The 12,030-nt window shown below is 46.5% G+C and carries 13 protein-coding genes; 5 read left to right on the top strand and 8 right to left on the bottom strand.

Translation table 11 applies throughout. From position 1 onward, the window contains the following. Positions 1–2: 2 nt before the first annotated feature. The 3 genes from FTU44_RS07025 to xerD form a co-directional block, all read right to left on the bottom strand. Positions 3–1,310, bottom strand: coding sequence for a homoserine dehydrogenase (locus tag FTU44_RS07025; RefSeq protein ID WP_180049948.1), 1,308 nt, complete (start codon positions 1,308–1,310; stop codon positions 3–5). A 125-nt stretch (positions 1,311–1,435) separates the two neighbouring features. Next, on the bottom strand, positions 1,436–2,248 hold the full coding sequence (locus FTU44_RS07020) for a DsbC family protein (RefSeq protein ID WP_100329427.1): 813 nt from the start codon (positions 2,246–2,248) through the stop codon (positions 1,436–1,438). Between the two features lie 99 nt (positions 2,249–2,347). Then, positions 2,348–3,265, bottom strand: a complete 918-nt coding sequence (xerD, locus tag FTU44_RS07015; RefSeq protein WP_005094442.1) for a site-specific tyrosine recombinase XerD — start codon at positions 3,263–3,265, stop codon at positions 2,348–2,350. A 175-nt stretch (positions 3,266–3,440) separates the two neighbouring features. On the opposite strand from xerD, the gene FTU44_RS07010 reads away from it, so the two are divergent. From FTU44_RS07010 to ftsW, 5 genes are all read left to right on the top strand, one after another. Continuing rightward, positions 3,441–3,701: a FeoA family protein gene (locus FTU44_RS07010; RefSeq protein ID WP_004281065.1), complete on the top strand. Its 261-nt coding sequence runs from the start codon at positions 3,441–3,443 to the stop codon at positions 3,699–3,701. Further along, a complete protein-coding gene (locus FTU44_RS07005; protein ID WP_005094440.1) occupies positions 3,698–5,554 on the top strand; it encodes a ferrous iron transporter B in 1,857 nt (618 codons plus the stop codon). The genes FTU44_RS07010 and FTU44_RS07005 overlap by 4 nt, the downstream gene beginning before the upstream one ends. 56 nt (positions 5,555–5,610) lie before the next feature. Beyond that, on the top strand, positions 5,611–5,862 hold the full coding sequence (locus tag FTU44_RS07000; protein ID WP_005094438.1) for a DUF6587 family protein: 252 nt from the start codon (positions 5,611–5,613) through the stop codon (positions 5,860–5,862). Between the two features lie 161 nt (positions 5,863–6,023). After that, positions 6,024–7,370 carry a UDP-N-acetylmuramoyl-L-alanine--D-glutamate ligase gene (gene murD / locus FTU44_RS06995; protein WP_180049947.1) on the top strand — a complete coding sequence of 449 codons (1,347 nt, stop codon included), beginning with the start codon at positions 6,024–6,026 and terminating at the stop codon, positions 7,368–7,370. Positions 7,371–7,390: 20 nt separating this feature from the next. Further along, positions 7,391–8,587, top strand: coding sequence for a putative lipid II flippase FtsW (ftsW, locus tag FTU44_RS06990; protein ID WP_005094435.1), 1,197 nt, complete (start codon positions 7,391–7,393; stop codon positions 8,585–8,587). Here ftsW and FTU44_RS06985 read toward each other — a convergent pair. From FTU44_RS06985 to FTU44_RS06965, 5 genes are all read right to left on the bottom strand, one after another. Then, positions 8,576–8,836 carry a zinc ribbon domain-containing protein gene (locus FTU44_RS06985; protein WP_005094432.1) on the bottom strand — a complete coding sequence of 87 codons (261 nt, stop codon included), beginning with the start codon at positions 8,834–8,836 and terminating at the stop codon, positions 8,576–8,578. The two genes, ftsW and FTU44_RS06985, sit on opposite strands and share 12 nt — an antisense overlap. A gap of 56 nt (positions 8,837–8,892) precedes the next feature. After that, positions 8,893–9,813, bottom strand: a complete 921-nt coding sequence (gene gluQRS, locus FTU44_RS06980; protein WP_225553535.1) for a tRNA glutamyl-Q(34) synthetase GluQRS — start codon at positions 9,811–9,813, stop codon at positions 8,893–8,895. A gap of 2 nt (positions 9,814–9,815) precedes the next feature. Next, the gene (gene dksA, locus FTU44_RS06975) at positions 9,816–10,343 is read right to left on the bottom strand and encodes an RNA polymerase-binding protein DksA (RefSeq protein WP_005094428.1); all 528 of its coding nucleotides are present in this window, start codon (positions 10,341–10,343) and stop codon (positions 9,816–9,818) included. Between the two features lie 210 nt (positions 10,344–10,553). Further along, positions 10,554–11,366: a 3',5'-cyclic-AMP phosphodiesterase gene (gene cpdA, locus FTU44_RS06970; RefSeq protein WP_180049945.1), complete on the bottom strand. Its 813-nt coding sequence runs from the start codon at positions 11,364–11,366 to the stop codon at positions 10,554–10,556. Beyond that, positions 11,363–11,998 (bottom strand): NUDIX domain-containing protein, encoded by a 636-nt coding sequence (locus FTU44_RS06965; protein ID WP_180049943.1) that lies wholly within the window; start codon positions 11,996–11,998, stop codon positions 11,363–11,365. The genes cpdA and FTU44_RS06965 overlap by 4 nt, the downstream gene beginning before the upstream one ends. Between the last annotated feature and the right edge of the window lie 32 nt (positions 11,999–12,030).

The raw sequence follows: 12,030 nt of genomic DNA, 5'->3' as shown, positions 1-12,030 counted from the left end.
GATTAATTATCAAGCGATTCTAAACGAATTCGTACAATTTCGCCATGAATGACGGGTAATGCTTGAATTTGTGAAAGCGCTGCATCCATTTTTGATTCGACGATAGGATCGGTCAGAATCACGATAGGAATAAGGTCTTTGGATAAACGCGGTTGCTGCATGATCGCATCAATACTGATACCGGCACGACTGAGGATCGTGGTGACATCGGCAAGCACGCCCATTTGATCTTCGGCATTAATACGGATGTAATAGCCGGTGGTCATTTGTTCACGACTCAAGATCGGTAAATCGGTCAGTGCTTCAAAGGCCAGTTGCGGAATGGTTCCGGCACCGTCTTCGGTATAAATGATATCACGGACAATATCCACCACGTCTGCGACCACAGCAGAAGCCGTTGGGCCTGCACCCGCACCTGCGCCGTAGTACAGCGTTGGGCCAACCGCATTGGCTTGTACCAGTACGGCATTTTTCACGCCATTGACGTTGGCAATCAGTTCTTCTTCAGGAATCAGGGTTGGATGAACACGGAGTTCAATCCCGGCATCGGTGCGGCGTGCAATTCCCAGGTGCTTGATACGGAAACCGAGGTCTTCTGCATATTTCACATCTTGTGCAGTGACTTTGCCAATACCTTCAGTAAAGACTTTGTCAAACTGTAGCGGAATACCAAAGGCACATGAAGCCAGAATGGTCAGCTTATGTGCAGCATCAATACCTTCCACGTCAAAGGTTGGATCGGCTTCGGCATATCCGAGTTCTTGTGCTTCTTTGAGTACGTCTTCAAAAGTACGGCCTTTTTCACGCATTTCGCTGAGAATGAAGTTACCCGTACCATTGATGATGCCCGCCAGCCATTCAATCTTGTTGGCCGCCAGACCTTCACGAATCACTTTAATAATGGGAATACCGCCAGCCACTGCCGCTTCATAGGCAATCTGCACGGCATTGTCTTCAGCCGCTTTAAACAGCTCATTCCCATGTTCAGCCAATAGCGCCTTGTTGGCAGTGACAATATGCTTGCCATGTTTCATGGCTTCCATAATAATTTCAAAAGCAGGATGAATCCCGCCCATGACTTCGACCACCACGTCTACGTCAGGTTGACGCACGATGTCCATCAAGTCTGCACTTTGTTTCACTGATGCAGGTAGGTCCAGATCAGGACGTGGACGACGGGTGCCTACATAGGTAATTTCAATTTCACGACCGGTGCGACGTTTAATCTCAGCAGCATTTTCTTTTAATAGTTTCAAGGCACCACCACCTACAGTACCAAGACCGAGGATAGCCAGACGAACTGGTTTCACGTCACACTCCAAATAAACAGTTTTTTACGAGAACCTAGATCATAGCTAAAAAAACGCCATGACTCTAGGGTCATTTCAGAATATCTTTATCTATAAAATAAAGTTAAATAACGTATTAAAATGAGTTATTTAAGTCGCTTCAATAATTCAGCGCTAGACAGATATCCGCCGAGGTAAACCCCTTCCGAACTATAAATGGCAGGGGTGCCATTGACGCCCATATTCAGGCCCATGTGATATTGATCTTGAACAGGATTTTCACATTTCTCTGCACTAATCTGTGCGCCGGCAATGGCCTGATCAAAAGCACTATGACGGTCAGCACTACACCAGATTGCTTCCATGGCCGGCATATGCTGTTCACCACGCGGCCAGGCGATATAACGAACCTCAATACCTTTACTATTCATTTCATCCATTTGTTCATGGAATTTATGGCAATACGGACAGCTGACATCGGTAAAGACATAGACCACATGCTTGGCCTTGCCTTTGGCCGGATAGATCAGCAGATCTTCTGCTTTCAGTTCGGCAAAGAGTTTGTTGTTGATTCCGGCTTGCAGGTTTTCACTGACATTATGCAGCTGTTTATCACCGAGTCGGATCACGTCGCCCTGAATCAGGTATTTACCATCGCTGGTGACATAGACCGCAGACATACCTTCCAGACTGACCCAGAACAGGTTCGGTACTTCGGTGGTTTTAATATCGATAATTTTGGCACTGATCCCCGCAGTTTTGAAATGCTTTTCCAAGGTAGAGACCAGACGCTGTTGTGCATTGCGTTCGGTCAGGGTAGAGGCTTCTCCCGTTGCTGGTGCACTTGCAGTCAGTGTATCTTGCTTTTTAGTGTTGTTATCGGAATTGGAACATGCGCTAAGCCCCAAACCAGCAGCAAGTGTACAAGCCATAAAAACTTTTGAGCGGGCAAATGTCATAAATAACCCTTTTCTTCTTGGACTAAAAACAGAGCATTAGCATAACAAAAAAAAATACAAACACGTCAAACTTCTCAGTTTATTCCATATGTAGATGTTTTAAGCCCGTGGATGATGCGCTGCATGCAGCTGCTGCATCCGCACTTGCGCGACATGGGTATAAATCTGGGTGGTCGACAGGTCACTATGTCCAAGCAGCATCTGTACCACACGTAAATCTGCGCCATGATTGAGCAGATGCGTCGCAAAGGCATGCCGCAAGGTGTGCGGTGACAGCTCGGATGCAATCCCGGCCTGTAAAGCATAGCGTTTAATCGCATACCAGAAATTTTGCCGGCTCATGATGCCGCCATGCTGAGTCAAAAACAGATAATCGGTTGAGGTTTTATACAGTTGTGGACGGGCTTCATTCAGATATTTTTCCACCCATTCACAGGCCATGTGTCCCATCGGTACCAGCCGTTCTTTATTGCCTTTACCGACGATGCGTAAATAGCCCTGTTTTAAGTTAATCAGTTCCAGACGTAAGTTAATCAGTTCAGTGACACGTAAACCGCAAGCATACAGCACTTCAAACATGGCACGGTCACGCAGGCCTAAAGCAGTATTGATATCGGGGGCATCAATCAAGGCCTCAACATCGGCTTCAGACAAATCTTTGGGCAAGGCACGGCCAAGCTTCGGGGTTTTATGCGCTGCCACCGGATTATCACTACGCAGCTTCTGTTCACGCAGAAATTTATAAAATGAACGCAAGGCTGACAGACAGCGGGCAATTGAGCGTGGGCTTTTTTGCTGTTTGGTCAGTGCAATCAATACATCGGAAATATCGTCATGGGTCCATTCTGGCAAAGGCTTGCTCAGACATTCTGCACATTGCAGCAAATCAGATAAATAGGCATTTCGGGTGTGTGGACTGACCGTTTGCGCAATCAGATAATCACGAAAACCCTGTAAATAGCTCAAGGCTTCAGGAATTTGAACCGGGGCGGGAATACGGGGTTTTTTATTCAGCATAGGGTGCAAGGATCTGATCTGAAAAAGCGATGAATTTAATAGGTATTCTCCACTGTAGTTTAATTTCACCAGACTGTCGATGTGATATAAAAACTAATTCAGCATGTAATCAATCTTATTTGTTAATTATTCTCATTTGTTTGTATACTGTACAAAATAGTTCAGGAATTTCACGGTGCGTTTGTCTGATTTAAAAGCAAAACAAATTGCCATCATTCGAAAAGTGAGTCGAACAACTGATGGTGAAAGTGCTCTACACGATGTCGTCGCGAGTCGTTTGGAAACTCTAGGCTTTGTGCCGGGTACGAAGGTACAGGTGATTACGAAAGGTATTTTTGGTGGAGATCCCATTTTGATTCAAGTTGGATTTACCCGTTTTGCTTTGCGTAAATCAGAAGCAGCCAAAATTGAAATCGAACAGGCGGTGTCGGCATGAGTGATACATTACGTATTGCCCTTGTCGGTAACCCTAATTGCGGTAAAACTTCATTATTCAACCATTTAACCGGAACACGCCAAAAAGTTGGTAACTATGCGGGGGTCACGGTTGAACGTAAAGTCGGTACGTTTCAGCTTGCTTCAGGCAAAGCGGTGCGGGTACTGGATTTGCCAGGAACTTATAGTCTGGATGCGACCAGTCCGGATGAAGAAATCACCCGTAATGTGGTGCAAGGTAAAATCGCAGAAGAACAGCAGCAGGATGCATTCTTATGTGTAGTAGATGCCACTAACCTGAAACTGCATCTGGGTCTGGTCCTAGAAATGATTGCTTTGGGTCGTCCGATTCTGGTTGTACTCAACATGATGGATGAAGCACGCCGTCGTGGGATGCAAATCAATACCCAGAAGCTGTCTGAACGTCTCGGCGTGCCCGTGGTGGAAACTGTAGCGGTACGCAGTTCAGGGATTGAAAACCTGAAGAATGCCCTGGATCAGGGAAAATTCTCGGTACCGCAGACTGAACTGAGTGGCTTAAAGGGTGACCCGCATCAGCAGGTAGAAGTCATTCTGAACGACGTGGTCAATTTCGTCGATCAGGAAGACAAACGTACTGATTTTCTCGACAGGATTTTTTTACATCCGGTACTGGGTCTACTCAGCCTGGCTGTAATGATGTTCGTGATTTTCCAAGCGGTATTTGCCTGGGCTGCGCCGTTTATGGATGGCATCGAAACCTTCTTTGGTTGGCTCGGTGAATTCCTCGGTGAATATATTGCTCATCCTTTACTGAATAGTCTGGTGGTGGACGGGATTATTGCTGGTGCCGGCGGGGTGGTGGTATTCCTGCCACAGATTCTGATTCTGTTCTTCTTTATTCTAGTCTTGGAAGAATCAGGTTATTTACCACGAGCAGCCTTCTTGCTCGATAAGCTGATGTTTAAAGCGGGCCTGTCAGGCCGTGCCTTTATTCCGTTATTGTCCAGCTTTGCCTGTGCCATTCCGGGCATCATGGCATCGCGTACCATCAGTGATCCGCGAGATCGTTTAACCACGATTTTTGTGGCACCGCTGATGACCTGTTCAGCACGTTTGCCGGTATATGCCTTGCTGATTGCAGCTTTCATTCCACAGCAAACTGTCTGGGGTTTTATGAACCTGCAAGGTCTGGTGTTATTTGGCCTGTATATGGCGGGTATTGTCAGTGCTCTGGCGGTGTCTTTTGTACTGAAATTTTTCCATAAAGATAAATCCCAGCACATGCTGTTGATGGAGCTGCCAAGCTACCGTTTCCCGGATCTGAAAAACGTCTGGATCGGCTTGCTGGATCGCGGCAAAATCTTCTTGAAGCGGGTCGGCGGTATCATCTTTGCCTTATCGATTGTACTCTGGTTCCTGTGTACCTTCCCGCAACCCCCAGAAGGTGCGACTTTGCCGGCGATTGATTATTCACTGGCAGGTATGCTCGGTCATCTGATGCAGCCAATCTTTGCACCGCTCGGTTTTAACTGGCAGATCTGTATTGCCTTGATTCCAGCCATGGCAGCACGTGAAGTGGTGGTTGCTGCATTGGGCACTGTCTATGCACTGTCTGCCGTAGATGACGATGCAATGTCCGAAGGTCTCTCTTCACTCATCAGTAGTGGTGGTGATCTGGGCTGGTCAGTGGCGACAGGTCTGTCTTTACTGGTGTGGTTTATTTATGCACCGCATTGTCTGGCAACTTTGGCGACAGTCAAACGTGAAACTGGTTCCTGGAAAACGGTCAGTATCATGACGGTTTACCTGTTTGGCTTGGCATATTTCATGTCATTCCTGACTTATCAAATTGCTTCATATTATTTGGGCTAATCTCAGGTTGGCCTCGGCCCGTTGAGCTTGCCTGAGTATATGCATGGGAGATTGAGATGATTGAAATTCTGATTGTGGCGGCACTGGTGCTGTGGAGTGCGCTGGTGGTATTTAAAAAGGTGTTTCCGAACACCTCTCACTCAGTCTTCCAGAAGCTGTCTGATGCCTGCGCAGCAAAAGGCTGGACGCGTCTGGCCAAATGGCTGCAACCGGGTATGGCTGCAGGCTGTGGTGGCAACTGTGCCTGTCCGGTGTCGGAGCAAAGTGCACAGGAAAAGCCGGCCCAGCAAGCGGTCAAATGGAAATAAGTTCCTTTTTGGCTGTAATTTTAAAAACCGTCATGAGCATGACGGTTTTTTTACGCATGGACACAAAAAAATATGCAGAAAGCTCAATCAGAAAAGGCATTCAAAACAGCAAAGTGCTACCATTTCGTCAGTTTCAAAATAGACCAAAATATGGGGCGAAAATGTTAATACAACGTGGTGGGTTAAAAGTCGTTGCAGGACTCGGAATATCAGGTGTTGCAGCAGTCAATTTCTTACATGACCAGGGCTACCGCGTTGCAGTAACGGATTCTAGAGCCATCCCTCCGGGACATGACCAGATTCCGGCCGAAGTCCAGACCAGTTTCGGCCAGTTTGATGCCGAGCTGTTGCTGTCTGCAGAAGAAATCGTGATCAGTCCGGGACTGGATCCAAAATTGCCAGAAATTCAGGCGGCGATGGCGCAGGGTATTCCTGTGGTGAGTGAAATCCAGATTTTACGCCGTGCTACGGATAAGCCCATTGTCGCGATTACCGGTTCCAATGCCAAAAGTACAGTGACCACTTTGATTGGCTTAATGGCAGCCGATGCTGGCAAAAAAGTCGCCGTCGGTGGCAATCTGGGCCGTCCTGCACTGGATTTAACCAAAGATGATCCTGAATTCTATATTTTAGAATTATCCAGTTTTCAGCTGGAAACTACTTCAAATCTGGCGGCTGAAGTGGCGGTGGTACTGAACATGAGTGAAGATCATCTGGATCGGCATGGCGATATGATGGGCTATCACACCGCCAAGCACCGGATTTTTCAGGGTGTGAAAAAAGTGGTGTATAACCGGGATGATTCTTTGACCCGTCCTTTGGTGCCAGATGTGACGCCGATGCAAAGTTTTGGCCTGAATGCACCCGATATGAACCAGTACGGGATTCTCAAAGACAGCGATGGTGGCATCTGGTTGGCGCGTGGTCGTGAACGTCTGTTAAAAAGTACCGAGATGTATATGCAGGGCACGCATAATATTGCCAATGCCCTGGCTTGTCTGGCACTCGGTGAAGCGATTGGTCTGCCCATGGATACTATGCTGAATACCTTAAAGACCTTTAAAGGTCTGGAACATCGCTGCGAATTTGTCAAAGCAGTGCAGGGCGTACGTTATTATAACGACTCCAAAGGCACCAACATCGGTGCAACCTTGGCGGCTCTCGATGGTCTCGGTATGGCGATTGAAGCCCAAGGTGGCAAAGTTGCGATTATTCTCGGTGGACAGGGCAAAGGACAGGACTTTAAGGCTTTGCGTGAATCATTGAGTAAATATGCCAAGATTGCAGTGCTGATTGGTGAAGACTGTCCGATCATCGAAGCAGCGATTAGGGGCACGACTGAGCTGGTTCATGCAGAGAGTTTGCAGCAGGCCGTAGAAATCTGCCAAAAGCACACCCAGGCAGATGATGTCGTGCTATTGTCTCCTGCATGCGCAAGTTTTGATATGTTCTCGGGTTATCCTGAGCGTGGTCGCAAGTTTGTTGCGTATGTGAATGAACTCAATTAAGAATAACAAGGATTCGTGATATGGCTGGGTTTGCTCAGACTACGATCAATAAACTAAACCAATTTTATAGCCAGTGGGTACCCAAGCTCCCCGCTGAGCTAAATCCACGGAATGTACTAATTTTCTGTGTATTGGCTTTACTGTGTATTGGTTCGATCATGGTGGCATCGGCCTCGATGCCTTATGCTGAACGTATGCATGAAAATGCCTTTCATTATATTAGCCGCCATGGCATTTCGATTTTTGTGGCAGCAGTAGCCGCCTATCTAACCTATAAAATTCCCTTAAAGGTCTGGTTTAATAACACCTTCTTTTTGTGGATTATTACCATTGTACTGTTGGTGGCCGTGCTGGTGGTCGGGACTGAGGTCAATGGTTCCAAGCGCTGGATTCGGGTGGCCGGATTTACCTTGCAGGCCTCGGAAGTGGCGAAAGTGATGATGGCGATTTTTACCGCGGACTATGTGGTACGCCGTGCGGAAGAAGTCCGGAACAATATTAAAGGTTTGGTTCGTTTAAGTGCGATTATGGGTGTGACCGTCGGTTTGATTATTCTTGAGCCGGACTTGGGGGCAACCGTAGTAATTACCTTGACCATGCTTGGCGTGTTTTTCCTCGCGGGTGCGCCGTGGATTCAGTTTGGTGTGGCCTTTATGACCTTGGTCGGTGCATTTGCCGCAGCGATTTTATTAGAGCCTTATCGCTTGCAGCGTTTGATGTCTTTTTCAAATCCATGGGAAGATCCACTGGGTAGCGGTTATCAGCTCTCGAATGCACTAATGGCCTTCGGCCGTGGTGAGTGGGCCGGGGTTGGATTGGGGCACAGCATTCAGAAAATGTCTTATCTGCCTGAAGCGCATACTGATTTTATGCTGGCGATTTTAGGTGAGGAATTTGGCTTTTTAGGTATTGCGACCATCCTGATCCTGTCTTTTACCATGCTGGTCTGCTGTATCCGGATCGGACATCGTGCCTTGCAACATCAATATCTACGCGCCGGCTATCTGGCCTATGGGATCTGTATCATTTTCCTGTTACAGATTCTGGTGAATGCCGGTATGAATATGGGCGTGTTACCGACCAAAGGTTTGACCCTGCCATTTATTAGTTATGGGGGTTCATCATTGATTATCTGTGCGGTGATGATCAGTTTAGTGCTGAAAATTGATTCGACCACTCGGCAGGTCAATCCAAGCCGGGAAGAATCAAGCTTCTAGATTGGAGTTGGACCCGGGCTCCGGCTGAGCATGGTCAAGCACTGTGCTCGGCATTGCAGTTCCGCAATTGGAACAGGTCACAAAAGCAGTTTTAGGCTTGGAAAGTGGAATCAATGGAATAAAAAACAAAGAAAAATAATGACGTTGCTGTTTCAGCTCATAGCCTGTACGGGTTCGGCAGACTGGACACAGGAACTGGCTCTTTTCAATAGTTTTGGTTTTAGGGCCGAATCCAAAAATAAAAAACATCTGCTTTTCCTCTCTGATTTTAATTCTAGAATTCTAGCTTAAGCCAAAACAGGTTTTTATTGATAACAACCTTGTAGCGCTGTTGTATGTGGAATCCGTTCAATGTTCCATTGCGCAACCGCCTGTTGCAGCATGCGTTGTGGCGTATCCAGATCAACTTCAGCCTGATGCAAAGCATTAAGTGCCTGTTTTAAGAGTTGTGGGGCCTGACTTAAATCCAGTGCTTGGGCCAGATTCTGTTTTGAGAGTTTTTGTCCCTGATCATTCATCGCCAGGGGTAGATGCATATAATTCAGACGCGGATAACCGAGCAACTGCCCCAGATAGATTTGCCGTTCGGTATTGTCCAGCAGGTCAGCACCACGTACCACATGGGTCATGCCTTGCAGATAGTCATCGACCACTACCGCCAGCTGATAATTAATAATCCCGTCACGACGTTTTAAGACAAAGTCTCCCAGATCTTTCTTCAGCTTTGAGCAGTGTCGACCTTGTAATTGATCTTCAAAACAGATTTCGATATCTTCGACTTTTAAACGGATCGCTTGATTGTCGAATGCCAGAGCTAGGTCACGGCAGGTATCCTGATAGATATGATTGGAACCGAGCATTTTACGGGTACATTGACAGGCATAAACCAGACCCTGCTGACGTAATTGTTCGATCACATCTGCATAAATATCTAAACGGTCTTTCTGGAAAATGATTTCGCCGTCTGGCTCAAGCTGAAAGGCGTCCATGGCACGCAAAATATGCTCTTCACTGCCCGGATAAATACGCGGAATATCGGTATCTTCCACCCGAACCAGCCATGTGCCGTGGTTGGCTTTGGCATCGCAATAACTGGCAACTGCGGTAATGAGGGAGCCAAAATGCAAAGGGCCGGTTGGCGATGGCGCGAACCGACCCACATAAGCCATCCTATTGTCCCCCTCCTTTTTTAAAGGAGGGGTTAGGGGAGGATTATTCAACAGCATCATTAACCGTTATTTTGCTTCTCTTTGATTTCCGCCAGGGTTTTGCAGTCAATACATAAAGTAGCCGTTGGACGGGCTTCTAAACGACGCAAACCAATTTCGATGCCACAAGTTTCACAGAAACCATAGTCATCATTCTGGATCGCTTCGATTGACTGTTCGATTTTACGGATCAGTTTACGTTCACGGTCACGGGTACGCAGCTCAATTGCAAATTCTTCTTCCTGAGTGGCACGATCGTTGACATCAGGCAGGGCAGTATTCTCATCTTGCATCGTATTCAGCGTACGATCCACTTCTGACATCAACTCGGCTTTCCAGGCCAGCAAAATTTGGCGGAAATGCTGAAGCTGACCTTCAGACATGTATTCTTCATTTTTTTTAGGTTGATAAGGTTCAATACCAAATAAGCTAGCAGTAGAACCACCGTCAGTCGTTTTAGGCTTAGATTTGCGTACGCGCTTTGCAGCTTTCTCTTCTACAACTTCAATTTGATTGTCTAAGACTTGATTTTGGTTGTCATTCGCCATTTAGGGCATTCCTCATCATATGCGTATGATTGCTACGCAAAAAATATGGTGATATGCAATTTTTATCCACCCTGTAGAAGGATTATCCTCCTGTGGGGGCCGTCATCATATAGACTTTTTATGCTTATTGATAGTCTTTGATGTCTGGACTATGCATATCACATTTCCTTTGGTTGCAATAAAGTAATGCAAAAAAAACAAATTGAAAAGTTAATAACCTGAAATTTCAGTATTAATATTTTGCTGACTCAATGCCACCCGTTCAATATAGGTATCAAACTCACCATTTTGTTGCAAATGTAATACACGATAGCCGGGCGCCGCCTGATCTAGCGCAAAATCCTGGCTTTTAGGTTTGAACTGCACACTGGTCGATGGCGTGGATAAAAAATAGATACCATGCCATTCATTACAGGAATCTTGATGCACATGACCAAACAAGACCAGCTTTATATTCTGGTGCCGTGCCAGGACATCTTTCAGATCTTCGGCATTTTTAAGCCGGTGCTGGTCAATCCAGTGCGATTTCATCGCAAAAGGGTGATGATGACAAGCGATGATGACATGCTGATGCTTAAACTCAAGCAATAATTGCTCCAATTGATCAAGCTGAGCTTGTTCCACCCAGCCATCAACCTTGCCTTGAACCGCACTATTCAACAAAATCATGGTCCAGCTACCAAAATGAATCGCATGTACCTGATTGGCATTCTGATGAAACGGAAAGATCCGGGTGTCATCATGATTACCTGGAATTTGATAATGCGGCACGTTTAAGGACTGGATAAAGTCTAAATAACGCTGATAAGTTCGTTCCACCGGCACCTGTGCCAGATCACCGGTATGAATCAGCGCATCCATTTTGGGAAAGCGCTGCTGAATCTGCTGCATCACTTCATGAAAACTCTGCTCCGGATTCATCCGGGCAAATTCCAGCTCTTCCCGATCCATCAAATGGGTATCAGAAATCTGGATAATGGTCCAGTCGGGCTGTTCGGTTGTATTTGACTGCGAAAAACTCATGTCTTTCCCCTTAGACATATCCCTGCAGTATGAATATGTTGTTGCAACCATTGCAAGGCCATAATGACCGGTGCATTCCTTAGGCGCCCATTGCTGAGTAGTGCGGAAATATCTGCATATTCCAGAATATGCAGCTGGATATTTTCACCTTCATCCGGCATGCCAAAAATCCCGCCATGTTCAGGCAGTTCAGTTTCGGCGACATATAAATGAAACAACTCGGAACAAGCACCCGCTGAAGGATAGAAGCTGAAAATATGCTGTAACTGATTCAAGCTACAGCCTGATTCTTCGAGTGCTTCCCGGCGGATACACTGTTCAGGCGCTTCATCTCCATCCAGAACACCAGCAATCACTTCGAGTTGCCACGGTGAATCGACATCGTCCAGTCCGCCAATCCGGAACTGTTCAATCAGGCCGAATTTCTGCTGTTGATGGTTATAGAGCAGCACACCCGCTGCTTCTGGCCGGTGAATCAGCTCACGTTGCAAAATAGGCGTCGAGCTGTCCTGCTGGAATAAACGGTGTCGCAGGCTGACTTTTTCCACCTGAATAAATCCCCGGTACAAAAACTCACGTGCCTCTATGCGAAAGTCTTTTTTATTATAAGAGGCCTGTTTAATAATATTCATATGCTCAGATAGAATGAATTGATTTATTTTCA

Source organism: Acinetobacter sp. YH12105 (assembly GCF_013419095.1).
Taxonomy (GTDB): Bacteria; Pseudomonadota; Gammaproteobacteria; order Pseudomonadales; family Moraxellaceae; genus Acinetobacter; species Acinetobacter pseudolwoffii.
This window is presented reverse-complemented; position numbering and strand designations above follow the sequence as displayed.